This is a genomic window from Pseudomonas putida (genome assembly GCF_025905425.1).
GTDB classification, from domain to species: domain Bacteria; phylum Pseudomonadota; class Gammaproteobacteria; order Pseudomonadales; family Pseudomonadaceae; genus Aquipseudomonas; species Aquipseudomonas putida_AF.
This window is the reverse complement of sequence record NZ_CP109603.1, coordinates 2,906,196-2,932,199: the sequence shown is the minus strand read 5'-3', so window position 1 is coordinate 2,932,199 and position 26,004 is coordinate 2,906,196. Positions and strand designations below refer to the sequence as shown.

Genomic DNA, 26,004 nt, shown 5'->3' with positions numbered 1-26,004 from the left:
GTTCATGCTCCGGTCGGGTTCAGGCGCTGGCCTTCAAAGGGGGAGTGGCCGCAGCCTGCTGCACCAGCGGCAGCACTTCCTGGCCGATGCGCAGGGCTTCTTCCAGGTGCGGGTTGGCGGCCAGTATGAAGGTGCTGAAACCGGCATCACGGTATTCGGCCAGGCGCTCGGCGATGTGCTGGTGGCTACCCACCAGGCCTACGGTCGGGCCGGGTTTGGCCTTGGCGAAACCGGCCCAAAGGTTGCGCGCCAGAATCAGCTCGTCGAACCCCTGCAGGTGCTGGTGATAGGCCGCCTGGCGGGCGCCACCGACCGAGTCGGAGCCGGTCACGAAACCCTTGGCCGAGGCGCTGGCCTTGCCTTCCAGGCGCTCGAACTGCTGGCGCAGTTCACGCCAGGCCTGCTCCTCGGTCTCGCGGGCGAACAGGTCGACGCGCAGGCCAAAGCGCACCGTGCGCCCTTGTTTGTCGGCCAGCTCCCTGACCCGGTCGATATGGGGCTTGAGCTTGTCGATCGGCTCGGCCCAGTTGAGGTACACATCGGCGTGGCGCGCCGCCACTTCCAATGCGGCATCGGAAAACCCGGAGAAGTACACGCCCGGCTTGCGTTCGTGTTGCAGGCCGGGTGGCAGGCTGCCGTTTTCCAGGCGATAGATGTCGCCTTCGTAGGAGAACGTTTCCTGCTCCCACAGGCCCTGGATCACATCGAGGAATTCGCCGGTGCGCTTGTAGCGCAAGTCATGTTCGAGGAAGTCGCCGTTGGCCCGCTGGCTGGCCGGGTTACCGCCGGTGATGATGTTCCAATCCAGCCTGCCGCCGCTCAGGTTCTGCAGAATGGCGGCCTGCTGCGCGGCATAGGCGGGCAGGGTCCAGGTAGCCTGGAAGGCTATCAGGAAGCGTATGCGACGGGTTTCGCGGGCCAGCGCCGCGGCAGCGATCCACGGCTCGGGGCCGGTGGGCAGCAAGGCGCCCTCGAAGCCTGCCAGTTCGGCGGCCTTGGCCACCTGTGCGATGTAGTCGATGTAGGTGAAACCGTCGCTTTCGCCGTTGGGCAGGCGACCGGGGGCGATATTGCCAGGGCGGTGGTGAGGGTTGCCGCGGTTGTGGCGGTCGGTGGACAGCTGCGGGCCATCGGTGCCCAGGGGCAGGCGCCAGAAGAATTCGGTGGTCATGGGGGCTCCTGATGGGGAGGTTGTGCGAGTGCGGAGCGTGGTGCAACGGCTGTGCCATGCGCAGGGAGCGGCTTGCAGGGTGGGGGTTTGCGCTGCGGGAGATGGGCGGGGTGCTGCTGGAGCAGCAGCGGGGCAGCAGTGGATGCTGGGGGAGCAGCAGGGGGCGCCAGGTGCAGGGCTTGGGGTTTTGCAGCGTCTGTGAGATCGAGCGCCGCCCGCGCGGCGCTCGATCTCACAGACGCCCGAAAACTCAAGGCGTACCTGTACGGCCCTCCAGGTTCAAAGCAGCATCGACAATTTCGATCCAGTGCCGCACCGGCGTGCGCCCCGCCCCGTCGAGGTGGGTCTGGCAGCCGATGTTGGCGGTGGCAATGATCTGCGGCTTACCGCTTTCCAGGGCATTCAAGCGGTTGTCGCGCAACGTGCGCGACAGCTCAGGCTGGGTCAGCGAATAGGTACCCGCCGAGCCGCAGCACAGATGCCCGTCCGGCACCGCCGTGAGGGTGAAGCCCAGCCGGGTCAGCAGGCTTTCAACCGCCCCGCCCAGCTTGAGTGCGTGTTGCAGCGTGCAGGGGCAATGAAAGGCCAGGCGCTGTTCGGCGCACACGCCAAGCTGCTCGACCGGCTCTTCGCGCAGCACTTGCACCAGGTCGCGGGACAAGGCGCTGACCCGTGCGGCCTTGGCGGCGTAACGCGTGTCCTTCTCCAGCAGGTGAGCATATTCATGCACGAACGCGCCGCAGCCACTGGCGGTCTGCACGATGGCTTCAGCCCCCGCCTCGATGGCTGGCCACCAGGCGTCGATATTGCGCCGGGCACGCTCCAGGCCCTGGGCCTGGGCATTGAGGTGGTAATCCAGCGCGCCACAGCAACCGGCCTCGCGGATCGGTTCGACGCTGATCCCCAGCCGGTCCAGCAGGCGCGTGGCGGCGGCGTTGGTATTGGGCGACAGCGCAGGCTGCACGCAGCCTTCGAGCAACAGCACCCGGCGTGCATGGCGCGGCGCCGGTCGCTCGCCGGGCGCGGTCACGTGGGCCGGCAGCTTGCTTTTGAGGGCCAGCGGCAACACCGGGTGCAAGGCCTGGCCGGAGCGGCACAGGGCCTTGAACAACCCGGGGTGCGGCAGCACCGCCCGCAGGCCCTGGCGCAGCAGGCGCTGGCCAAGCGGGCGCGGCACCTGCTGTTCGACCACGGCGCGGCCGATGTCCAGCAGGTCGTGGTACTTCACGCCCGAAGGGCAGGTGGTTTCACAGTTGCGGCAGGTCAGGCAGCGGTCCAGGTGCAGTTGGGTACTGGCAGTGACCGGTGCGCCTTCGAGCACCTGCTTGATCAGGTAGATACGCCCGCGTGGCCCGTCCAGTTCGTCGCCGAGCAACTGGTAGGTGGGGCAGGTGGCCGTACAGAAACCACAGTGCACGCAGCTGCGCAGAATGCTTTCGGCCTCTTCGGCGCGGGCCAGACGTTTGGCGGCTTCGCTCAGGTTGGTTTGCATGGCATGGCCTCACAGGTCCGGGTACAGGCGGCCAGGGTTGAAAATACCCTGGGGGTCGAGCTGCTGCTTGAGTGCCCGGTGATAGCGCAGCAGGGCCGCAGGCAACGGTGCGCTGCTGTGCTCACCGGGCGCGTAGCCGGTGGCATGGCCGCCGACCTTGGCAACCGCCGCGCGAATCGATTGCGCCGACTCGGTCGACTTCAGCCAGCGCTGCGCGCCGCCCCAGTCGACAAGCTGGTGCCCGGGCAGGTCCAGCTCGCCGCTGGCGATGGGCACGGACAGCCGCCACAACGCTGCCGGATCATCGAAAAAGGCCAGGCGCTGCTCGCGCAGGTCGCTCCAGAAGCGGCTGTCGAGCACGTCGCCCCCCAGGCGTTGGCGTGCCGACTGCACCGAGCCTTCACCGCCTTCCAGGCGCAGGTAAAGCGCGTCACCGTCATGGCAAGCGGCGCTGATCGGCAGTGGTTGCTGGCCCCACTCGGCGAGCTGCGCCAGTGCCTGCTGGCGGCCCATCGGCAAGCGCAGGCTCAGGCATCGGCGTGGGCGCGGCAGTACTTTGAGCGACACCTCGGTGAGCAGCCCCAGGCAACCGAAGCTACCGGCCATCAGGCGCGAAACGTCGTACCCGGCGACGTTCTTCATGACCTCGCCACCAAAGCGCAGCAGCTTGCCGTGGCCGGTAATGACGCGTGTGCCGAGTACGTAATCGCGTACCGACCCGGCCCAGGGCCGCCGTGGCCCGGACAGCCCTGCGGCGACCACGCCGCCAAGGGTGGCCTCGGCGCCCAGGTGCGGGGGCTCGCAAGGCAGCATCTGGCCAGCTTGGTGCAGCGCTGCCTCGATTTCCAGCAGTGGCGTGCCGGCGCGTGCCGTCAGCACCAGTTCGGTCGGGTCGTAGCTGACGATACCGCGGTGGCTGCGGGTATCGATAATTTCCCCGGCCACCGGGCAGCCAAGCATGGCCTTGCTGTTGCCGCCCTGGATGCGCAGCGGTGTGCCCAGGTTCAGCGCCTGGTTGACCTGCTCCAGCAGGGCCTGGCTCATGTCGCGGTCCATGCTCATCAAAAGCGCTCCAGCTCGGGGAAGGGTAGCTGCCCGTGGTGCACATGCATCGCGCCGAACTCGGCGCAGCGCTGCAGGGTGGGGATGTTCTTGCCGGGGTTGAGCAACCCTTGGGGGTCAAACGCCGCTTTTACCGCGTGGAACAGGGTGATTTCGTCACTGTTGAACTGCGCGCACATCTGGTTGATCTTTTCCCGTCCGACGCCGTGCTCGCCGGTGATGCTGCCGCCCACTGCCACGCACAGTTCGAGGATCTTGGCGCCGATGGCTTCGGCGCGCTCCAGTTCACCAGGCAGGTTGGCATCGAACAGGATCAGCGGGTGCATGTTGCCGTCGCCGGCATGAAACACGTTGGCCACCCGCAAGCCGTACTGCGCAGAAAGTTCGCCAATGCCCTTGAGCACCCGGGGCAGTTCACGGCGCGGGATGGTGCCGTCCATGCAGTAGTAGTCCGGTGAAATACGCCCCACGGCCGGAAATGCATTCTTGCGCCCGGCCCAGAAACGCGCGCGTTCGGCCTCGTCGCAGGCCAGCCGAACCGCGCGCGCGCCTGCCTGGTTCAGCACCGCCGCGACCCGCTCGCAGTCGTCGTGCACATCGGCCTCGACGCCATCCAGTTCGCACAGCAGAATCGCCGCCGCGTCCACCGGGTAGCCGGCGTGGATGAAATCCTCGGCAGCGCGGATCGCCAGGTTGTCCATCATCTCAAGCCCACCGGGGATGATTCCGGCGGCGATGATTTCGGCCACGGCGCTGCCGGCGTCCTCGACACTGTCGAAACTGGCCAGCAGCACCCGCGCCACCTGGGGTTTGGGCAACAGTTTGACGGTCACTTCGGTGACGATGCCGAGCATGCCCTCGGAGCCGGTGAACAGGGCCAGCAGGTCGAAGCCTGGGCTGTCGAGGGCGTCGCTGCCCAGCGTCAGGCGTTCACCCTCGACCGTGAGGATGTCCACCTTGAGCAGGTTGTGCACGGTCAAGCCGTACTTGAGGCAATGCACGCCCCCGGCATTTTCGGCCACATTGCCGCCGATGGAGCAGGCGATTTGCGACGAAGGATCGGGCGCGTAGTACAGGCCATGGGGGGCGGCAGCCTGGGAAATGGCCAGGTTGCGCACCCCGGGCTGGACCCGTGCGAAGCGCCCCTGGGGGTTGATTTCAAGAATGCGGTTGAAGCGCGCCATCACCAGCAGGATGCCTTTGGCCAATGGCAGGGCGCCGCCGGACAGCCCGGTGCCGGCACCCCGGGCGACCACCGGTACACCGCGCTGGTGGCAGAGTTGCAGCAGGGTCTGCACCTGCTCCAGGCGCTCGGGCAGCACCACCAGCAGCGGCACTGTGCGGTAGGCCGAAAGGCCGTCGCACTCGTAGGGCTTGAGGTCTTCGGCGCGGTGCAGAATCGCCAGGTCCGGCAGCGCTTCACGCAGGGCCTGCAGCAGGGCGGGCAGGTCCACGGCAGGCAGCGCTCCATCGACCCGCTCGTCGTAGAGGATGTTCATGGGGCTCACTCAGGCGGCATTTATTATTGTTGCTGGAAGCCTACCACCCCTTCAGCCCGCTGCGAGCCCTGTGGAAATCGTTGCCGCACAAACCCGCACCTGCGCACGCTTGGAAAAGGGGGCAGGGGCGGGTGTGTTCAGGGCGGGGTATCAATGGTGGGCCACAGGGTCGTCCTGGGAGAGAATGGCCCGGGCCAGTTCTTCATCACTGGCCTGCAGGCCAGGGTTATCCTTGCGGGCCTGTTCCAGCGCCGACTCCACATAGGCGCCACGAATCGCACCACCACTGGCGACGAAGGCAGAAAGCTCGTCACGGGCAGGGATGATCCGTTTGTCGTCCTTGAAGGTCGAATACAGCGAAGCGGAAACACCGGCCGAGGTGGCCACGTCGCCCGCATCGACGCGGGCCAGGGCAGCACCGGCAGGCAGCAGGAGCAGCAGCGCGGGGGCGAGGAGTAGGTGGCGCATAGCGTGTTCTCCAGTAGCGTGAAGCCCAAGGAAATAAACCACTCACTGTTTAAGAGAGCCGGGGCGTGCGAGTAGTTCAATTTTGGGGGGCGGGCCGCATTGCGGCCCTGTACCCGATCAGGCCAACTGGTACGTCGTCTTTACCCGGGTAAAGAACTGCCGTGCATGGGTGCCTTGCTCCCGCGAGCCCAGGCTCGACGCGCCATTGCCACCAAACGGCACGTGGTAGTCCACCCCCGCCGTGGGCAGGTTGACCATCACCATTCCCGCCGAACTGTTGCGCCTGAAGTGCTCGGCATGGCGCAGCGACGTGGTGACGATCCCGGCTGACAACCCAAACGCGGTGTCCTCGGCCGCCGCAAACGCCTCGTCGTAATCACGCACTTTGAGCACGCACAACACAGGCCCGAAGATTTCCTCGCGGTAGATGCGCATCTGCGGCGTTACCTCGGTGAACAGCGCCGGTGTGAACAGGTACGCCCCGGCCGGGTTGTCGATACGTTCGCCACCGCACACCCGTGTCGCCCCCTGCTCAAGGCCTGAGGCCACGTACGACAGGTTCTGCTCCAGCTGCCGGCTATCGACCACGGGGCCGATGTCGGTGGTTGGCTGCAACGCATCGCCCACCTTCAGCGCCCGGGTCCGTTCCGCCAGGCGTGCCACGAAGGCGTCATGAATGCCCTCGGTGACGATCACCCTCGAACTTGCGGTACAGCGCTGGCCGGTGCTGTAGAACGAGCCGTTCAATGCCACCTCCACGGCCTGCTCCAGGTCCGCATCGTCCAGCACGATCAGCGGGTTCTTGCCGCCCATTTCCAGCTGCACTTTTTTCATGCCGTCGGCGGCCAGCCTGGCGATCTGCCGGCCGGTGTGCTCGGAGCCAGTGAAGCTGATGCCATCGACCAGCGGCGAGCGGATAAGGGTGTCACCCACGCTGCGGCCCGGCCCGATCAGCAGGTTGAACACCCCGGCAGGCAGGCCGGCCCGCGAGATGATTTCGGCCAGCGCCCAGGCCGAGGAGGGCACCAGTTCGGCCGGCTTGAACACTACGCAGTTGCCAAAACACAGTGCCGGGGCGATCTTCCAGGCCGGGATGGCAAGCGGGAAGTTCCACGGTGCGATGATGGCGACCACACCCAGTGGCTGGGTGAACACATCGATGCTCACGTCCTGGCGCACCGACGCGTATTTCTCGCCTTCGGCGCGCAGGGCTTCCTGGGCGTAGAACTTGAACGAACGGCCGGCACGCTCGACTTCGCCCAATGCCTCACGCACCACCTTGCCTTCCTCACGGGCCAGCAGCGTAGCCAGTTCTTCGCGGCGGGCGAGAATTTCGCTACCGATGAAGTCCAGCGCATCGGCGCGTTGCTGCGGGTTGCTGCGCGCCCAACCGGGGGCGGCGCGGCGTGCAGCCAGCAGAGCCTGTTCGGTCAGTGCCTGATCGGCGCGAGCGAAGCGCTCGACCACCTCGCTTGGGTTGGACGGGTTGCGGTTTTCCAGCACATCGCTATTGCCCTGGGCGGCGAAGGCGCCATCGACATAGCTGCTCTTGGTGACCAGGGTCATGCGGTTCGAATCCTTTTTACGTTGGCTTGGCGGGCGACGAAGTCGCTGATGTTGTCCACGGCGCTGTCCATCAACTGCTGCATGGCGTCTTCACTGCTCCAGGCGATGTGTGGGTTGAGCAGAAAGTCGTCGCGTTCGATCAGTTGGAACAGCGGGTTGCTTGGGTGCAGCGGCTCATGCTCGACCACATCCAGCGCCACGCCGCCCAAGCGGCCGTCTTGTAGCGCCTGGATCAGTGCGGCTTCGTTGACCACGCCGCCACGGCCGGTATTGATCACCACGGCATCGGGTTTCATCACGGCTAACTGTGCGGCATCGATCAGGTTGTAGGTGTCCGGCGTCAGCGGGCAGTTGATCGACAGCACGTCGCAGCTGCGCAGCAGTTCGGCCAGGGGGCGGCAGTCCGGGCCCTGGCGTTTGCCACCGCGATCTTCGAACAGCACCTGCATGCCGAACGCCCGCGCCAGGTGGGCCAGGCGCAAGGCGATCGGGCCACTGCCGATGATCGCCAGTTGCTTGTCGCGCACGTCACGGATGCGGTGGTTGAAGTAGATGTTTTGGTGGGGCTTCTCGCCGGCATGCACCTGGCGCATCAGCCGGGTGAAGGCGGCCGGGCGGCGGAACAGTTCGAGGATCATCGCCAGGCTGTGTTCGGCCACGGTGTTGGCGGCATAGCCCGGCACGCTGGTGACTTCAATGCCATGGGCGTCGCAATAATCGACGTCGACGATATCGCGGCCCGTCAGGGCCAGCGAGATCATCTTCAGCTTCGGCAACTGGCGCAGGTGCTCCTCGCGCAGCGGGACGCTGCAGGTAAAGGCAATGGTTGCGTCTTTCAGGTGTTCGAGCATCTGCTCGGGGTAGGTGTAGGCAAACTGCTGCCAGGTGTGCTCGCAGTCGGGGCGCTTGAGGCGGGTGGAGGGCGCCAGGCCCTCGTCGTCGAGCAGTACGATATGTTCGCTCACGGTGCGGTCCTTATTTTTTCTGGGCGGGCACGTAGCCGGCCGGGGCCATGGCCACCAGGCGGCGGGTCAGGAAACCGGCATCCTGGTCGTGGTCTTCGAGGGATTCCTTGCGCACCAGTGCGTCGCGCACCATGTGCGCGCCAAAGAAACGGAACGGCTCTGGCGGCAGCATCTTCATCGTCTGGTTGACCAGGCCACAGTTGGCCCATTCGTCATTGGCGTGTTCGACCAGCGACTTGATGATGCGGCTGGCAAATACGGTAGTGGCCACGCCATTGCCGGAAAATCCGATGCCATAGCTGATGTTCTGGTGGTGGTCGAGGTAGCCGAAGTTCGGCAAACCCTTCATGGCCCGGTCGATGGGGCCGGTCCAGCTGCTGACCACCGGCACGTCCTGCAGTTGCGGGTACAGGCGGCGCAGTTCGGTCGTGACCTTGTCGGCAGCCGGCGAGGGCTTTTCATAGAGGTTGCCGATGCGGCCGGCATAAGCGAACTGGCCCAGCGGCTTGCCGAATACCACACGCCCGTCCGGGGTGTTGCGCCAGTAGTTGAGTACGGTGCGCGAGTCGGTCATGCATTCGCCACCCTTGAAGCCGATGGCATCGAGCTTGGCCTTGACCGGCGCTGTTGCCACCATGTCGCTGGACATGATCGCGATCATCCGGCGCAGCTCAGGGAACTGGGCGCCCCAGGCATTGAGTGCCAATACCACCTGCTTGGCCTTCACGTGGCCCTTGGCGGTGTGCACCACCGGGTTGGTGCCACGCTGCAGGTGGGTGAACGGCGATTTCTCGAAAATCTGCACACCCAGTTTCAGCGCCACCCGGCGCAGGCCACGCGCGAGCATGGCGGGCTGCACGGTGGCGGCGTTAGGGTCGTAGATGCCGCCCAGCACCAGTGGCGAGCCGACCCGCCCGCGGATGGTCTGGCGGTCCAGCTCCTGGAACGGGTTGACGTCGAGTTTTTGCAGGCCGTCGGTCAGCACTCGCCAGGAGTTCATCTGGCGCTGGTTGGTGGCGGTCCACAGCCAGCCATCCTTGCGGTACTGGGCGTCGATGCCGTGTTCCTGGCAGAAGCTGCCGATTTCATCGATGGCCGACTCGGCCGCCTCGCAGATGCGCCGGGCTTCGACGTCGCCGCAGATGGTCCGCACCGACAGGTACTTGCCCCACCAGTTGGTGGCAACACCGCCGTTGCGCCCGCTGGCACCCGAGCCACAACGGTCGCGCTCGACGATGACGATGGTTTTTTCCGGGTGGGCCTGCTTCAGGCGGATGGCCGACCACAGGCCAAGAAAGCCACCGCCGACGATACACACGTCGGCTTGAATCGATTCCTGCAGGGCAGGGGCGAGGTCGCTGTCCAGGTCCAGCGCCTGGGCATACCAGAATCCACGGTACATGAGGGGTGCCTCTGAGCATGTTTGTCTTGTGCTCACATGATGCTCAGCGCAGCGAGGGGGTGATATTACAGCCATGACAATTGATAGGACGTCGGCGCTTGCGTAGCGAAAGGTCCTACACGAAGTTCGTATAAAGCTGGCGTTGTATTTCCTCTGGATTTGTTTCCTGGCTAGTAGATCTGAGAGGTTATTTAAAGGGGGCCTTCAATTACTGTCGCCGCCATTGAATTTGGTCAAAAAGTTCAATGAGCGCCCACCTGAAGAGTGGGGTTAATTAATTGAAAGCTGCCGTGCGGCAAGGTTGACAAATGATGCAAAACTATCCTGAAACATTTCAGTCCCTCATTGACAAGTTGGGCGCTGATTCACTGGCCTGTGTGGGCGAGCTTTCTGTCGAGGAATTGCATGAGCAATTGGGCGATGAGGTTGATATTAACGATGCCCGCCAAGTGCACGATGAAGTAAGAAGGGCATGTGACCGTGCCAGGCTCGATGAGAAAAATGCCATTATCCGTCACTCGCCCCTTGTACCGGAGAGCCTTCAACCCGTTGACGATGAGCCGGTTGAAGCAACAGCTAGAAATATCACGCTCGATGAAAATTGGCAGAAGGAGCGCGCACGGCGACATTGCGCCCCTGGGGATGTGGCCTCGATGTTTTCGCCGGCGGCCTACCTGACAGAGTTGTATCGACAGGCGAAGGTGCTGTACCCCGAGCAAAACCCCTGGCACATCGACAAGCGCCGCCCAGACTTGAAGCAACTGCTGCTCGGTCAGGAGAACCTGGACACCCCGATAAGCGCCCTGAGCCTTTCCAACGAAATTCTGCTGAGCCGGGCGCGTACCGCCATGGCGATGCCGAACACCCCAGCGCTGAGCGATGATCAGCTGCTTAAGGCACTTTCAACCGATGCTGGGACCAGTGGTACACCCTACCATCATCATCACGATCGGCTTCGCCAGGTGTTTGTCCAGCGCGATGCAGACTTATCGCAGTTGCTGGCGGCGCCTGGGTTTGCCAGGCATCTGGACGACGCTTCGCTGGCCTGCCTTCGTTATGACCTCCCGCCCACGTTGCGACGCTTGCTGACAGACGAAATCAACGAGACAAACGCCGAGCAGAAGTTTGCCGAGTATTTCCCTGGCATGACACCTGAGTCGATGATGGCGCCCGCACGGCTGCGCAGTTGGTTCGGGCTGCCGGACGCTGAACTGCAAGGTTTCATGGAGGCGCTGGATAACGCGCAATACAAGGGGCGAGCGCTGACTACCCGGGTCGGCAACGAAGTCGTGCAACTGACGCTGAGTGCCCCATCCCCCTATATCAACTATGTTCGTCTTTTTCCGTTGAGCGACAATGCTTGGCAACTGTCTTTCAACTTGAAAGTTAGCCGTGTTGCTCGATTCAATGTCACCGGCGCTTTCTCACTGGCCATGAGGGCGAGTGATTTTGGTATTGCCGAACTGCTGGCCAACACCGAGTACCGTCAGCGTTTTGAATGGCAGGACGTACCCACCGCATTTACTGTCAGTACGCACTGGACCAAGTCACCTGCTGGTGGAAGTGGAGGCCACACCCACGCGTTCAGGGTTACCTGCAAGCGTTTCTCGGTCGCGGCCTATCTGCTCTCGCTGAACAAGATCGTTCGCCTGCACAAGGCCACCGGTCTTGCGCCACGGGCCCTGCAGGACATCATCGATAGCGTCGATCCAAGCCGGATCACCAACCAGACGCTGGCGGTCATTTTTCGAACGGCCCATTCGGTAAAACGTTACGGTATCGACCATCAGGAAGCGCTGCTCATGGCCAGGGGGTTGATCTCGCAGGCCTCCGGCGCCGGTGAGAAAAGCCAGTTTGATCGCCTGTTCAATGACCCATCGTTGGTCGAGGGCGGTTTGAGCATCAACAATGTGCGGCTGCGGCTGCACCCCGATCGCGCCAGCGAGCATGCCGACATCAAGGCAACCCTCAAGCGGGCGTGCCGCACCGATGATGAAGGGTTGTATGAGCTGGGCCGGCTCATGAGCGGCCTTTCGCTTGCCGATATCGGCATCAATGTCAGTCTGTCGCATTTGTCTGCGATGTACACCTTGAGTCTGTGGGCTCGGCATCACGGCCTGACGCCGTGCGAGCTGCGCCAGCTGTTGCAGATTCTAGGCGCCCCCCACCCCATGCACTCATTGGATAACAGTGTCTGGCAGCAGCTGTTGACGGATGTGCGCAGCACCACCGACTGGCTGCGCGAACGTGGTTGGACCGTGCATGATCTGCAATTGATGACCCGCAGCGTCGGGGCAATCCCGGTCAGTACCGAAATCGGCAACCTGCTCAATGAACTGAAGACCACCGTGAGCGCCGCACAGTTACCCAACCCAGTGGCAAAACAGGCTCTGCTGGGCGTGCTATCACCCTTGATCGCCTCCACGTTCAACCTCAGTAGCGATGCCCTGGCGCAGGCACTGCTGAACTGGGCGGATCGGGCAAAGCCCGGCGGGCTCACATTGCAACAGGCATGTGAACGCCTGCGCATGGCAAGCCCGTCGGCCCCTCATCAGCGTGCATTGGTCGACTTCGCTTACGCCCTGGCTCAAATGGCGTTGATTGCCCATGCATGCGCAGTGACAGGGGATACCCTGCAACTGCTGGTGGAAAAACCACAGCTCTTGTCACCCACGGCCGGGGCAAGCGGCAGCGTTGGTTTGGCGCGTGATGTCCAGGCCATCATGGCGCTGGGTAACTTCAGTGATTGGCTAAGGAAACTACCGGACCAACCAGGTGCGGGCGGCGCGTTGTTGGGGGCTCTGAAAGAGGGCAAGGGTGTTTCGCTGGTGCAGCTGTCGATGACGACGGGTATCGCCCACGCTGCATTGGCTCAGGCGGCTGCGCATGCCCATGGCCGCAATGACCTGAAAGAGATGACAAGCGTGCACAACTGGCACGAGATCGAGGTGCTGGTGCAGTGGACAACACTGGCCGAAATCTATGGTGTGATGCCCGCCACGCTGGCAGCGTTGCTGACCCCGGAAGACGATTGGGCCGCTTGGCGGCAGGTGGCAGACGCTTTTCAGGCGGGCTTGAAGCCTGCGCAGGTAAAAGCGGCTCATGCCGCCACGGAGCAGCCGCTTAGCTCGGCGCTCATCGGCGTACTGGGCGCCCGGCAGAACCTCACCGTCGAAGCGTTGAACAAGCACCTGTTGGTCGACGCCCTGAATTCCGAAAAGGTAATGAGCAGCCGTATCGCTGAAGCAATGGCGGCCCTGCAGCAGTTCATTCACCGTACCCTGTCGACACCCGAAGACCCAGGCGCCGTGCGCCACGTGGCCCTGAGCCGCCAGTTCTTCCTGGACTGGACCCGTTGGAACGCCAGCTACGCCAACTGGGCCGCAGGGCAGATGCTGATGTATTACCCCGAGAACTACATCGACCCGACGGTGCGCCTGGGGCAAACCCAGGCGATGGACGACATGCTGCAAACCCTGGGGCAGGCGCAGATCAATGACGATACGGTGGGCGATGCTTTCCAGGGCTACCTCTGTGCGTTCGAAGAAGTGGCTAACCTTGAAACGATCAGTTGTTATCACGACAGCCGCGAAGCCGATACGGGTAAAACGTGGTTCGTCGGGCGTAGCCCCACTCAGCCTTACCAGTACTGGTGGCGCACGGTGGACGAAGCCAAGCGTGCCCCGGAGGGCGTGCTGCCCGCCAACGCCTGGAGCGCCTGGACCAAAATCGAGCTGTCTCCGCAGGTGCAAGGGCGCCTGATACGGCCTGTGATGTTCCGCGGGCGTCTGCATCTGGGTTGGGCCGAGCGCCAAGAGCAGGTCCTCACCCGTGATGACAAGGGGCAGCCGAAACTGCGTGAGTGGAGTTGGTCGTTCAAGCTTGCCTGGCTGCGCTACGACGGCAAATGGAGTGTGCCCATCGACTACCCGCTGGACATCAAACCTGCCGCTGAAGATCATTTGGAAACCCTTTCGCTGTTTCTCGCCGCCTGGCCGGAGCGCGATGGGTTGCTCGTGGGTATTTATGACCGCAGGGCGGCCAGCGTTTCCGACGCGTCTGCTTTCGCCGGGTTGCACGTCTTCGAGAACTTCAGCAGCCGCAAGCTGGCAACGGTTGCACCGTATCTGGGCCGGGTTCAGCACTGGCTTGATACCGCTGTCGATACCGGCACGTGTGCGGTATTCGAAGGGCTGGGTGTGCCAAGTGCTGAAAACCGCATGCCGGTTGCAGCCGGGTCTCGTACACCCGAGCGTTTTACACGCTTTGACGCGCAGCTCAATGAAGTCAAGGTTGTCAACGTTTCAGGGGAAGAAGGGAACATCTACAGCTTGTCGTTGCGCTGTCAGTTGGCGGTAAATGCCAAGCGGCCGGCCATCGCCAACAAATGGATGGCGGCACTGATACAGCGTTACCCGGCACTAGGGGCAGAGGCAAACGCCATACCCGCATTGCTGCGCAGTGGCCACGGTGCATTTGTGGTGCGTAAGGAAAATGGCCAGGATTGGGGATATCTGTGCATCAGCTCAGAGCGGATGCAGGGTCATGGGTTAAACCACGTGCTGCAAGTGGGTGATCACACACCAAGCCCGGCCATGGTGGAATTCCCGCAGGTATCAACTGTCGCGGGTAAAGCCTTTGTCGCACGTTACAGGATAGGAGTAGCAGATTATCCGCTTAACAAGATGAACCTCGTCTTGAACAAGGCAATCGGTCTTCCTCAAGTACTCAGGGTCACTGAAGCGCTCGCCTACCCAGGAGGTCTCGCACAAGAGCTCATCGTCCCTAAGGAGTACCTGAACCCGTTGGGCAGGATACCCGCCGCACAGGTTGCCTGTCGCATATACCAAGCCAATGGATTGCGTAGGTCATCCGTACAGGCAAACCGAGAGTACGATCTTGCGCCAGGCCCGCTCCAGGTTCAATTCAACACTACTGCCCCGGTGGGCGACATCAATGATTGGGGTGGCGCCAGCGAGGCCCTGCACCGAATCGAGTTCCAGTTTGGTAACGGCAACACTCGCAGCTACACCGTCAAGGTCTACAAAGATGCCGACGCACTCAAAACCGCCATTATTGGCATGACTGACCAAGGCGCTCAGTACCTGGCGCACAGAGGGCAGATGACCCGCCTGAACACGCTGTTTGCCCGGGAACTGACGGTAAAGGCTGTTTCGGGTATTGGCAGTATCCTTGACTACGACACCCAGCAGATGCCTGAGCCGCAACTGGGCGTCGTGGTGCGTCTGACCCTTCCGCTGTACAAGGCTGCTTACCATGGCGCACAACGTTGGGCCAAGGTCTGGCTTGCCACTTCGGCGTCCGCGCGCACCTTGCTTTGGGAGGGCCAGCTTAATACCAACGCCAAAGTACTCGCCGACGTCATGTTTGAGGCGGGGCAGGTGTATGGCAATCAACAGACCTATCACCTCGAAACTCAATACAGTGCGATCCACAACCGAGCCCAGGACGGCCATAGCCTCATGATCGACCGCCATACGCTGGCAATTGTGCGTAATGCGGATACTGCTCCTGTCGGGGATAGAAAGCTGTCCAGGGACAATGTCGACAGCGTGCAGGCATTTGGTCGAAACGCCACTGATCGCATGGACTTCACGGGCGCCAATGCCCTGTATTTCTGGGAGTTGTTCTACTTCACCCCGATGTTGGTCATGCAGCGTTTTCTTCAGGAAGAACGCTTTGACCTTGCCGAACAGTGGCTGAAGTATGTCTTTAACCCGGCAGGTTACGCCAAGGGCGGTGTGGGCTCGCAGCGGATGTGGAATGTGCGCCCGCTGGAAGAGGACAGCAGTTGGAACGACGACCCGTTGAAGTCGCTCGACCCGGATGCCGTGGCCCAGAATGACCCGATGCATTACAAGCTCAATGTGTTCATGCGCCTGCTGGACATTTGTATTGGGCGCGGTGATGTCGCTTATCGCAAGCTTGAGCGCGATACCCTCAGCGAAGCGAGCGTCTGGTACCAGCGCGCCCTGAGCCTGCTGGGCGACGCCCCTTGGACACCTCCGGCCACTGGTTGGATCGAGCCCATGCTGGGGCAGGCCGCTGCGCCTGGGAAAAGCCAGTTCCTGCCGGAGGTCAACCGGGTGATGCTCGGTTACTGGGAAGGGTTGCGCCTGCGCCAGTACAACTTGCGGCACAACCTGACCCTTGATGGCCAGCCATTGAGTTTGCCGCTGTATGCTGCACCGGCTGACCCCAAGGCGCTGCTGGCTGCTGCTGTCGCGGCTGAGGCCGGCGGCGAGCGTGGCTTGCCTGAGATCACTGATGTGCCGGCACTGCGTTTTTCGGTCTTGCTTGACGGTGCCCGCAGCATGGCCGGCCAGCTCATCCAGTTTGGCAGCACGTTGCAAGGCATTCTCGAGCGCCAGGATGCCGAGGCGTTGGCGGGCTTGCTGGCCAGCCAGGGTGCGGAGCTTGCCGATAGCAACGTGGCATTGTTCAGGCAGACTCTCAACGAACTGGCAGCCGACCGCGTGACGTTGCACAGCTCGTTGACGGCGGCCACGGCCAGTCGTGATTATTACCTCAAACTCTACGAAAACAACCTTTCTGACCGCGAGAGCCTTTCCCTGAAACTAAGAACCGTTTCTGAAACGGCAGCGGCGGCGGAATCAGGTGTCATGGCAGGGGCTTCGGTCGTAGCCGCATTCCCTAAGATCTTTGGCCTGGCCAATGGTGGCGGCAAACCGGAAGACATACTCAAAGCCGTTGCCTATGGCTTTGGTGCGCAATCGAAAGTGGCAGGGCTTGCTGCTTCACGCCTTGGCCAGGAGGCGCACTTTGCCCGTCGCCGTGCTGATTGGAAGTTCCAGTACGAATCGGCCGAGAAACAGATGGCGACGGTACAGGCTCAACTCGATGCCCTGGCCGTACGCGAAACGTCCGCGCAGATGCACATTGCGCATTTGCAGACCCAATCCGCTCATGCCCAGGCGCAGTTGGCCCTGCACCAGGGCAAGTTCACCGGTAAGGCCATGTACAGCTGGCTGCGTGCGCGGCTGGCGAGCATCTTCTACACCTACTACGACCTCACCGTTTCGCGCTGCCTTATGGCCCAAAAGGCCCTGCAATGGGAAAAGGGCGACACCGAAACCTACCTGCGTACCGGGACCTGGAACAGCGCCTGGGCGGGTTTGCTGTGCGGCGAGGGGCTGATGCTGTCACTGGCGCAGATGGAAACGGCCTGGGTGAAGTGGCAGAAACGCGAAATGGAGGTGACCCGCACGGTGTCACTGGCCAAGCTCTTTGACGGCAAACTCAGTACGCAAGGCAAGGCTGTAGCGCTGGGTGATGCGGTGAAGGCGCTGCTGGCCGGTAGAACGGTTGAGGTCGACGCGAAGCTGGAGCGATGCAGTCTTGCGCTGGCCGCTGGCGGCGTGCTGTCGATCCAGTTCGGCCTGAAGGCTTTGAACCTGGCCGCAGGGTTCGAAACCGCGGCGTCGCGGCGCATACGCAGCATTGCGGTCTCGCTGCCGGCGTTGCTTGGCCCCTACCAGGATGTGCATGCGCGCTTGCTGACCAGCGCCCGCGGCCTGCCTGCAGGCTGTGAGCAGACCAGTATCTCCCATGCCCTGCAGGACAACGGCCAGTTCAGCCAGCTCAATGGTTACCCGCCGCTGCGCCCAGGTAACCAGTTGCTGCCGTTCGAAGGGCTGAATATCGCCAAGGCGGATGACCGCAACGACCAGACGCAGATGACCTTGAACTTTGCCCATGCCCAGGGCGAACAGAAAGCCCTGCTGGAGCGGTTGAGCGACATCATTCTGCACGTGCAGTTCACCGTCCGCTAAGGGCCGGGGGAGGGCACCCTGGTGCCCTCCCGCTGAGGCTGACTTCCTATTTCCTGACCCTGGCGCCGAGGTGCCAGGGTCGTCAAGGAGCAACACCATGAATGATATGTCTGTCACCCCTTCGGGTGCCGGCGGCGAACCTGTGTTCAGCCCACCCTCATTGCCCAAGGGCGGTGGTACCGTTTCGGCGGGCGGCGGCATGCTGTCAGTCGGCAGCGCCGACGGCGCCGCAGGCTGGTCACTGCCATTGCCTTTGCCGGTCGGCCGCGCCCTGTCGCCGTCGTTGAGCCTGGATTACCGGTCTTCTGCGGGCAATGGCGCATTCGGTGCAGGCTGGCAATGCACCCCGCCCTTCATCTGCCGGATGGACCGCTTTGGCATCCCTCGATACATCCACAGTGACCGTTGGCAGGGGCCTGACGGCGAGGAAATCCTGCTCGACCGGGGGGCGCCGCGCAGTGTCGCCAGCTTGCCGTTCTCCGCTACCCCTGCCGCCCACACAGTAACCACCTGGGTGCAGCGCAGTGGCGGCCGCGACCAGCGTCTGGAACATTGGCGTGCGCAAGCCAGCCCCGAGTCGCCGGGCTTCTGGCTGCAGTACCACGCCGACGGCAGCATCACCCTGTTCGGCTGGTCGGCCTCGGCGCGCTTGGCCGAGCCCGGTGTGCCGGCGCATGTCGCGTGCTGGTACGCCGAAGAGACTGTCAGCGCCACCGGTGAACATGTGGTCTACACGTACCGCAACGAAGACCACGCCGGTTGCGATGCGCAGGAACGGGCCATGCACCCGCAGGTTGCCAACACGTACCTGGTAGCTGTCCACGCCATGAATGCGACCCCGAGCACAGCACTGCTGATACCGCAGCAGGCATTTCGCCCGGACGACTTCATGACCGTGATGCAGCTGGACTACGGCGAGCGAGGCGTAAATGTGAACACCCCGCCCGCGTTCCAGGTGCAGACGCCCTGGCCGGTCCGTCAGGATTGTTTTTCGTACTGGCGCTGGGGCTTCGATAAACGCACGCGACGGCTCTGCCACGAGATACTGCTCTGGCACCGCACGCAAATGATGGCCGGCAAGGCTGACCCTCGCCCCGAGCTGGTCTCGCGCTTGCACCTGGCGTATGACGCGTCGGGCGTCGCATCGGTGCTGGTGGCCGCGCAACAGGTTGCCTACGAAACGGATGGCACGCCGTTGTTGCTGCCGCCCATGGAATTCGAGCCGATTCGCCCCGGGTGTGAGCACCCAGGCTGGGAGGCATTGGCCGGCCTCGCGGGCTTCAGCGCGCCGCACTGGCAGATGGCCGATCTACACGGCGAGGGTCTGTCGGGCCTGTTGTACCAGGATGCGGGTGCCTGGTGGTATAGGGCGCCGGAACGCGACAGCGATGCGGGTGGCGATGCTGTCACGTGGGGAGCTGCACAGGTTTTGCCCAGCGCGCCACGTCCAGGTACGGGGATGTTGGCCGACCTCGACGGTGACGGTCAGCCGCAGTGGCTGGTCAACCAGCCAGGTATTCGCGGCAGCTTCACCCTGACGCCGGAGGGGCAATGGCGTGACTTCATCGCCGCCGACGCCATGCCCAGCGAGCTGGCCCATGGCGCTGCGCAACTGGTCGACTTCAGTGGAGGCGGGCAACAGGACCTGGTCATGATCGGGCCACGCAGCGTGCGCTTGTCTGTCAGGGTGCGGGGTGCGGGGTGGCAGCCCGCCACTGACGTCGTGTCAGGCCCCACGTTGCCATTGGCTGGCAGCGAGCACCGGCTGGTGGCATTTGCCGACCTCGCGGGTACCGGCCTGCAGCAGCTGATCGAGGTCACGGGCGAGGGCGTCACCTACTGGCCAATGCTGGGCCACGGTCGCTTTGCCAACCCTGTGCGCATGAGCGGGTTTGCCATCGAACACTTCAATGCCTCGCGGGTTCTGCTGGGCGATACCGACGGCAGCGGCACGACCGATCTCCTGTATGTGGACGCCGACCGCATCCGCGTGTTCGTCAGCCATAACGGCAATCGTTTTGTCGAAGGCCAATCTGTGCCCGCCCCGAAGGGGGTCGTGCTCGATGCCAGCTGCAAGCTGCAACTGGTTGATTTGCGCGGGCAGGGCAGTGCAGAACTGGTGCTGACGGTGCCACACATCGCCCCACGCAGTTGGGCCTATCGCTTCAATGACCGGCGCCCCTGGTTGCTGGCCGAAGTGTGCAGCAACACGGGCAGCCGAACCCTGTTCGATTACCGCAGCTCGGCGCAGGGCTGGCTGGATGAAAAACGTGCCCTGCAGGCGCAGGGCAAGGCGGCAATCAGCCGTTTGCCGTTCCCGGTCCACACCTTGGCCCAGGTGACCACGGTGGACGATATCAGCGGCCTGCGCACGGTCAGTGGCATGCGCTACCGGCACCCAGTCTGGGACCCGGTCGAGCGCGAATTTCGCGGCTTCATGCAGTTGATCCAGACCGACACCCTGAGCGATGCGCAAGGCACGGCCGCCGAACGTTCGCCACCGGCGCAGGTGCGCCAGTGGTTTCTTAGCGGCGTCGAGCGCCTGGACAGCACCCCGCCCCTAGGGTTTGTCGGGCAGCGCAGCGCCGAAGCGGACTTTGCCCTGCAACCCGTGCGCTTCACCCGCCTTGAAGGTGGTCGCGATGTGCCTTACGTGCCGCAAGGTGCGGCCCGCCGTTGGCTGCTGCGTGCCTTGAAGGGGGTAGAGGTGCGCAGTGAAACCTACGGCCTCGACGGCAGTGAGCGCGCCGAGGTGCCGTACAGCATCGCCCGACAACGATGGCAGGTGCGGGTCTACGAGACCGCGCAAGCCGACCGGCCGGCCGCTTTGGTAACGGCTCTGGAGACCCTGGCGTTCAACACCGAGCGCATTGCCCAGGACCCGGTCATCACCCAGACGCTGGTGCTGGGCCAGGACCCGCATGGCCATGTGCTGCAGCAGGTGCAGGTGCATTACCCGCGTCGGGTTGCAGTGTCCCCTTCGCCTTATCCGGACACGCTGCCAGCAGGGCTGCTGGCCGATACTCGCGACCCTCAGCAGGACAGGGTGTGGCTGGAGCACACGCGCCATCGGGTACGTCATCTGGAAGGCGGTCACAATCACCTGTCCGGGCTGATCGAATCGACCCGCACCGATGTGCTGGCCCTGCCAGCGTCCGCGCTACCGCAGGGCGGCTTCAGCGTGGAACACCTGCTGGCGCCGGGCAGCCCGTTAGAGGGCCTGGGCGATGCCACGCTAACGGGTTACCAGCGCAAGCAATGGTGTGATGCCCAAGGGGCATTGACCACCGTTCCGATCCGCCAGGCGCTGGTGGCCTACCGCGAGACGGCCATGCTCGAACACGCCACTCTGGCTGAGCTGCAGGCAACGCTCTTGCCGCACGAGCTGGCACAGTGGCAGGCCAACGGTGGCCACCACCTGGTCGCGTTAGCCGAGGACGGCAAACAGGTGTACATCAGCCGCCACCACCTGGCCCGGTACCAGGGTGCGCAGCGGTTCTACCGCCTGGCCACGCTACGTGCCAGCGAGCTGCTCGGCGAGTTGCGCGTTGACTGGAGCCCGCACGCCGTGCAGGTGCAGAAGGTCACCGATGCCGCTGGCCTGGAGGCTAGCTTCGAACACGACTGGCGTTTTCTCACGCCCGTCGCCATGACCGATGCCAACGACAACCTGCAACAAGTGAGCCTCGACGCTTGGGGGCGGGTGACGCAAACCCGCTTCCACGGTACGGAGCAAGGGCAGCTGGCCGGCTATCGCAGCGGCAAAGCATTCACCCTCCCGGAAACAGTGGAAGGCATTCTTGCGCTCAAGGGGGGCGAGGTGCCTGTGGCCACGGCGCATCGCGTGGTGACGGACAGCTGGATGCCACTGGCCCGTGACAGGCAAGGGCGCCCCTTGGCTACCCGCATGGGCGAACTGGCGCTGCGTCGCCTGCTCAAGGCCAACAACCTGCCGCGTGTGGACGACCGCGCGAGCCGCCAGCCGCCGCACATCATCAGCCTGCAGACCGACCGCTACGACGGCGACCCCGCACAGCAGTTGCGCGTAAACGTGGCGCACAGCGATGGCGCCGGCCGCCTGTTGCAGACCGCAGCCCTGAGTGCGCCCGGCGAGGCATTGGTGCGTACCGCCGCAGGCAGCCTCGAACGCGACCGCAATGGCACTGCGCTGATGCAGCCGGCGGTGCGGCGCTGGGCGGTCAATGGCAAGACCGAGTACGACAACAAAGGCCAGCCCGTACGCACCTGGTTGCCGTACTACCTCGACGACTGGCGCCCTGTACGCGATGACAGCGGTCGCGCCGCGCTGTTTGCCGATACTCAGCTGTACGACGCCATGGGGCGGGTTTATCGCGTCGTCACCGCCGCGGGCTGGGAACGGGGCACCGAGTACTACCCCTGGTTCACGGTCGCGCACGACGAGAACGACACGGCCTGAGTGCAACCTCGATGGCGTGCGCGACCTGGCGCACGCCATGCCACTTAACCCAATGCAGAATTCAAAAACAGGAGGCACGCGATGCCTGCTCTTACGGACAACGCTGTCCATCGCAATACCCCAACCGTTACGGTGATGGACAACCGCGGCCTGGTGGCCCGGACTATTCATTACCACCGCCACCCGGACACGCCAGCCCTGACGCAGCCACGGATTACCCGGCAGCAGCATGACGCCAAGGGTTATATGGCCCACAGCAGCGACCCGCGCCTGCACGCCAGCGGCCGTGGCAACTTTGCCTGGCTGACCGACCTCGCCGGCACCCCGGTGTGCACGCAAAGCGCCGATGCAGGGGTGTCGATCAACCTGCAGGACGCGGCTGGGCGCCCGTTGCTGGCCGTGTCGCGGATCGCGCTGGATGAACACGGCGAGCACGTGCGCAGTGAAGCGGTCACCCGCACCTGGCATTACGAAAACACCCACCTGCCTGGCCGCCTGCTGGGCATCAGCGAGCAGGTCAACGGCCACGCGCTTTGCCGGCTGGAGCGGCTGGTCTATGCCGGCAACAGCGCCGCAGAAAAAGCCTACAACCTGGCGGGCCGGGCTAGCCTGCACTACCACAGCGCCGGTTTGCTGCACACCCATGGCCTTGGCCTGACTGGCGATGCCCTTGCGACCACGCAACGTTTGCTGGCCGAGGCGGACAACCCGCAAGTAGGGGTTGATTGGCAAGGCGAGCAGCCTGCCGATTGGAATGCGCGGCTGCAACCGGAGGCCGAGGCCAGCACCACGCTGACCACCGTGGACGCGACCGGAGCACCACTGAGCACGCGTGACGCCGCAGGCCACCTGCGCCGCCAGGCCTACGATGTGGCGGGCTTGCTCACCGGCAGCTGGCTCACGCTCAAGGGCGGGCCCGAGCAGGTCATCCTCAAAGCCCTGAGCTATTCGGCTGCCGGGCAGAAGCTGCGCGAGGAGCACGGCAATGGCCTGGTCACCCTGTACCGTTACGAGCCGCGCACCCAGCGGCTGGCAGCGGTGCGTACCGAACGCCCGGCAGGGCATGCGCAGGGGGCCAAGGTGCTGCAAGACCTGCGCTATGCCTACGACCCGGTGGGTAATGTGCTCAGTGTGCGCAACGACGCCGAAGAAACCCGTTTCTGGCGCAATCAGAAAGTCGAGCCGCTTAGCACCTACGTCTACGACAGCCTGTACCAACTGGCCAGCGCCACTGGGCGCGAGATGGCAAACGCCGGCCAGCAGGGCGCCAAGCTGCCGGCTATGGCAACGCTGGATAACGTCACCTACAGCCGCTACAGCCGCACTTATACCTACGACACGGCGGGCAACCTGACCCGTATCCGCCACAGTGCGCCTGCCACAAACCACAATTACACCACCGCTATCACCGTCAGCGACCGCAGCAATCGGGCGGTGGACAGCGCGCTCACACGGGACCCGGCGGCCGTCGAGGCGCTGTTCAACGCCAGTGGCCAGCAAAAGACCTTGTTGCCAGGCCAGCCGCTAACCTGGACGCCGCGCGGTGAGCTACAAGGGGTCACCCAGATCGTGCGCGAAGGGGCGGCAGACGACGGCGAAAGCTACCGCTACGACATCGGCAACCAACGCGTGCTCAAGGTCAGCACCAGCAAGGCCGCCAACCACATGCGTACGCAGCGGGTGCAGTACCTGCCAGGCCTGGAGCTGCGCAGTACCACCCAGGGCGGCACGCTGATCGAACAGCTGCAGGTGGTGCTGGTGGGCGAAGCCGGGCACGCCCAGGTGCGGGCCTTGCACTGGGCCACAGGCAAGCCGCCAGCGCTTGCCGATGCTCAATTACGTTACAGCTATGCCGACCAACTGGGCAGCGGTTGCCTGGAAGTCGACGGCAGTGGTGCGGTGCTCAGTCGAGAGGAGTACTACCCGTACGGTGGTACTGCGGTATGGGCGGCACGCAATGAAGTGCAGGGTCGCTACAAGTTCGTTCGGTATTCGGGCAAGGAGCGCGATGCGACGGGGCTGTATTACTACGGGTATAGGTATTACCAACCGTGGCTGGGCCGCTGGTTGAGTGCGGACCCTGCAGGCACCGTGGATGGCTTGAACCTGTTCGCAATGGTGCGAAACAACCCGATGACACTGGTTGACGAGCACGGGTTAAGGGGGGGCAAGAAAAAAGGCGGGGCGGGAGGCTCCGGCGTGCAAGCTGCACCGACTGCGAGCGAGAGCGATGGCGCGGGCAACGAACCTGCTGCTTCAGCCACAGCCTCAACTTCAACAGGATCGGGCAGTGACGTTGGTCACCCGGGTGCTACATCCTCTCGCTCAGAGCAGCCCGGCGCAGATGGACTGGATGACGATGGCTGGTCCCAAGCGGCTAGCAGCAAGAAGAAGCAGGGAAGCAAGGCGGAAAAAGGCAAGGATAAGGGCGCCGCGTCCGTCAGGGAGTTCGGCAGGTTCGACAGCCCCATTTATAACAGGCTGAAACCGCGGTTACCCACAAATAGGCAGGCGAGTGGGGACAGTATTGTGGCTATTGGCCAACGGCCAAATCCCACGACTGGGAAACAAGAAGTTGTTTTCTTGGAAGAGGGCAACATAAACGAGGGCCTGAAGCACATTACTTCCAGACATGGCGCAAGCATAAGGAAGTGGTTGGGCCTCACGTCACGGGATGAGATCATCGATGCGGTCATGACAGCCTTGGTCCATGGCAGCATCGTTGGCATACAGGGTGCCGGGGCGGGCAGAGCCGGTCGGCCGATCTATGAGTTTCCTTCCAAGAGCGGGGCGAAACTTCTCGCTGTACAACTCAAAGACGACAACAGCGTATTGGGCGCCAACGACAAGGGGGATGACAAGGCACAGAAGGCTGTCGTCAGTACTAGGGAGAAGCAGGCCTTGGCGCAGAGTCGCAAATAATACTTAAGGGCTGGGCTGTGTCCGAAATTTTCTAGTTTTGGTGCTGAATGTGATAGGACGGACACCTGAAGACGCCTAAAATGTCATTCACTTCGGATGTCATGTGAGCAGCGTCCATGGTCGCCCAACAACACCAACAACCGCAGCCCTCCGAAACCGTCTCGCAGATCAAGCCCGAACTGCGGGTCGGTTTCATCCTTCTCAACCAGTTCACCCTGGTCCCGGTCGCTGGCCTGGTCGACTCGTTGCGCTTTGCCGCCGACAAGTCGTTCCGCAGTCAGCAGGTGTATTGCCAGTGGGACTGGATGACCCTCGACGACCAGCCGATCACCGCCAGTTGTGGCATGCCCATTTCGCCGACCAAGCCACTCAACCTGTTTGCCCAGTACGACTACATCGTGCTGGCGGGCGGGCTGCTGGGTGAAACGCGCAACCCACCCGACTGGCTGCTCGACGCGTTGCGTGAGGTGTATGCCGCCAACATCCCGATCATCGCCCTGTGTTCGGGCTCGTTCGTGCTGGGCAAGGCTGGCCTGCTCGATGGCCGGCGTTGCGCGCTGCATTTCACTTTGCGCGATGAGTTCAAGGAGCGCTTCCCGCTGTCCACTGCCGTTATCGACAAGAGCTATGTGGATGACCGCGGCATCATCACCTGCCCGGGTGGCACGGCGATCGACCTGGCGGCCAACCTGATCCGCAGGCATTGCGGTGCGGTGCGGGCGCAAAAAGGCCTGGAATACCTGCTGGTGGATGAGCGGGCCGATGAGCAAGACGACCAGGCTGCCAGCGAATGCGTCTACCAGAACGACCGTGTGCAGCGGGCCATCGCCTTCATGCGCGCCAACCTGGACGCATCGATGACGCTCAAGGCCGTGGCCGAGGCGGTGGGTACCCACCCGCGGCAGTTGCACCGGGAATTCGTCGCCAACACCCAGGAACCACCGGCCAACTACTGGCGCAAGTTGCGCCTGGACCATGCCCGGCGCTTGCTGGTGAATACCAGCCAGAACATCACCACCATTGCTTTGGCGTGTGGGTTTTCCGATGCGTCGCACTTCATCTTGTGGTTCCGCAAACAGTACGGCGAGACGCCTTACAGCTTCCGCAAGCGCAGGCATGAGGTGGAGCGGTTCGACTGGCATGGAGACAAAGTGGGGTTGGACCCGGAGCTGTAATCAAACCTTGCTGGCCCATTCGCGGGGCAA

12 protein-coding genes are annotated in these 26,004 nt (G+C 63.4%); 4 read left to right on the top strand and 8 right to left on the bottom strand.

The window, feature by feature from the left end; genetic code table 11:
- Window positions 1-19: 19 nt before the first annotated feature.
- The 8 genes from OGV19_RS13030 to OGV19_RS12995 all read right to left on the bottom strand — a co-directional run bounded on the left by OGV19_RS13030 (window position 20) and on the right by OGV19_RS12995 (window position 9,625).
- Window positions 20-1,171 carry an LLM class flavin-dependent oxidoreductase gene (locus OGV19_RS13030; protein WP_264313755.1) on the bottom strand — a complete coding sequence of 384 codons (1,152 nt, stop codon included), beginning with the start codon at window positions 1,169-1,171 and terminating at the stop codon, window positions 20-22.
- A gap of 250 nt (window positions 1,172-1,421) precedes the next feature.
- On the bottom strand, window positions 1,422-2,663 hold the full coding sequence (gene glcF, locus OGV19_RS13025) for a glycolate oxidase subunit GlcF (protein ID WP_264313754.1): 1,242 nt from the start codon (window positions 2,661-2,663) through the stop codon (window positions 1,422-1,424).
- 9 nt (window positions 2,664-2,672) lie between these two features.
- A complete protein-coding gene (gene glcE, locus OGV19_RS13020) occupies window positions 2,673-3,725 on the bottom strand; it encodes a glycolate oxidase subunit GlcE (protein WP_264313753.1) in 1,053 nt (350 codons plus the stop codon).
- Window positions 3,725-5,224 carry a glycolate oxidase subunit GlcD gene (glcD, locus tag OGV19_RS13015; protein WP_264313752.1) on the bottom strand — a complete coding sequence of 500 codons (1,500 nt, stop codon included), beginning with the start codon at window positions 5,222-5,224 and terminating at the stop codon, window positions 3,725-3,727. The genes glcE and glcD overlap by 1 nt, the downstream gene beginning before the upstream one ends.
- A gap of 150 nt (window positions 5,225-5,374) precedes the next feature.
- Entirely contained in the window at window positions 5,375-5,692 is a 318-nt protein-coding gene (locus OGV19_RS13010) for a DUF2388 domain-containing protein (RefSeq protein ID WP_264313751.1), read from the bottom strand.
- A gap of 117 nt (window positions 5,693-5,809) precedes the next feature.
- Entirely contained in the window at window positions 5,810-7,258 is a 1,449-nt protein-coding gene (locus OGV19_RS13005; RefSeq protein WP_264313750.1) for an aldehyde dehydrogenase family protein, read from the bottom strand.
- Window positions 7,255-8,223 carry an NAD(P)-dependent oxidoreductase gene (locus OGV19_RS13000; protein ID WP_264313749.1) on the bottom strand — a complete coding sequence of 323 codons (969 nt, stop codon included), beginning with the start codon at window positions 8,221-8,223 and terminating at the stop codon, window positions 7,255-7,257. The genes OGV19_RS13005 and OGV19_RS13000 overlap by 4 nt, the downstream gene beginning before the upstream one ends.
- Window positions 8,224-8,233: 10 nt before the next feature.
- The gene (locus tag OGV19_RS12995) at window positions 8,234-9,625 is read right to left on the bottom strand and encodes an NAD(P)/FAD-dependent oxidoreductase (RefSeq protein WP_264313748.1); all 1,392 of its coding nucleotides are present in this window, start codon (window positions 9,623-9,625) and stop codon (window positions 8,234-8,236) included.
- 308 nt (window positions 9,626-9,933) lie between these two features.
- Between OGV19_RS12995 and OGV19_RS12990 the strand changes: the two genes are divergently transcribed.
- The 4 genes from OGV19_RS12990 to OGV19_RS12975 all read left to right on the top strand — a co-directional run bounded on the left by OGV19_RS12990 (window position 9,934) and on the right by OGV19_RS12975 (window position 25,974).
- Complete coding sequence (locus OGV19_RS12990; RefSeq protein ID WP_319026073.1) at window positions 9,934-17,439, top strand: Tc toxin subunit A-related protein; 7,506 nt, start codon at window positions 9,934-9,936, stop codon at window positions 17,437-17,439.
- A gap of 97 nt (window positions 17,440-17,536) precedes the next feature.
- A complete protein-coding gene (locus OGV19_RS12985) occupies window positions 17,537-21,877 on the top strand; it encodes a SpvB/TcaC N-terminal domain-containing protein (protein ID WP_264313747.1) in 4,341 nt (1,446 codons plus the stop codon).
- Between the two features lie 81 nt (window positions 21,878-21,958).
- On the top strand, window positions 21,959-24,799 hold the full coding sequence (locus OGV19_RS12980) for an RHS repeat-associated core domain-containing protein (RefSeq protein ID WP_264313746.1): 2,841 nt from the start codon (window positions 21,959-21,961) through the stop codon (window positions 24,797-24,799).
- Between the two features lie 116 nt (window positions 24,800-24,915).
- Window positions 24,916-25,974 (top strand): GlxA family transcriptional regulator, encoded by a 1,059-nt coding sequence (locus OGV19_RS12975; RefSeq protein WP_264313745.1) that lies wholly within the window; start codon window positions 24,916-24,918, stop codon window positions 25,972-25,974.
- Window positions 25,975-26,004: the final 30 nt, after the last annotated feature.

Excerpts from the sequence above, each read along its gene's own strand:
- OGV19_RS13030 (WP_264313755.1), bottom strand. The coding sequence starts at position 1,171 with ATGACCACCGAATTCTTCTGGCGCCTGCCCCTGGGCACCGATGGCCCG.
- glcF (WP_264313754.1), bottom strand. The coding sequence starts at position 2,663 with ATGCAAACCAACCTGAGCGAAGCCGCCAAACGTCTGGCCCGCGCCGAA.
- glcE (WP_264313753.1), bottom strand. The coding sequence starts at position 3,725 with ATGAGCATGGACCGCGACATGAGCCAGGCCCTGCTGGAGCAGGTCAAC.
- glcD (WP_264313752.1), bottom strand. The coding sequence starts at position 5,224 with ATGAACATCCTCTACGACGAGCGGGTCGATGGAGCGCTGCCTGCCGTG.
- OGV19_RS13010 (WP_264313751.1), bottom strand. The coding sequence starts at position 5,692 with ATGCGCCACCTACTCCTCGCCCCCGCGCTGCTGCTCCTGCTGCCTGCC.
- OGV19_RS13005 (WP_264313750.1), bottom strand. The coding sequence starts at position 7,258 with ATGACCCTGGTCACCAAGAGCAGCTATGTCGATGGCGCCTTCGCCGCC.
- OGV19_RS12995 (WP_264313748.1), bottom strand. The coding sequence starts at position 9,625 with ATGTACCGTGGATTCTGGTATGCCCAGGCGCTGGACCTGGACAGCGAC.
- OGV19_RS12990 (WP_319026073.1), top strand. The coding sequence starts at position 9,934 with ATGATGCAAAACTATCCTGAAACATTTCAGTCCCTCATTGACAAGTTG.
- OGV19_RS12985 (WP_264313747.1), top strand. The coding sequence starts at position 17,537 with ATGAATGATATGTCTGTCACCCCTTCGGGTGCCGGCGGCGAACCTGTG.
- OGV19_RS12980 (WP_264313746.1), top strand. The coding sequence starts at position 21,959 with ATGCCTGCTCTTACGGACAACGCTGTCCATCGCAATACCCCAACCGTT.
- OGV19_RS12975 (WP_264313745.1), top strand. The coding sequence starts at position 24,916 with ATGGTCGCCCAACAACACCAACAACCGCAGCCCTCCGAAACCGTCTCG.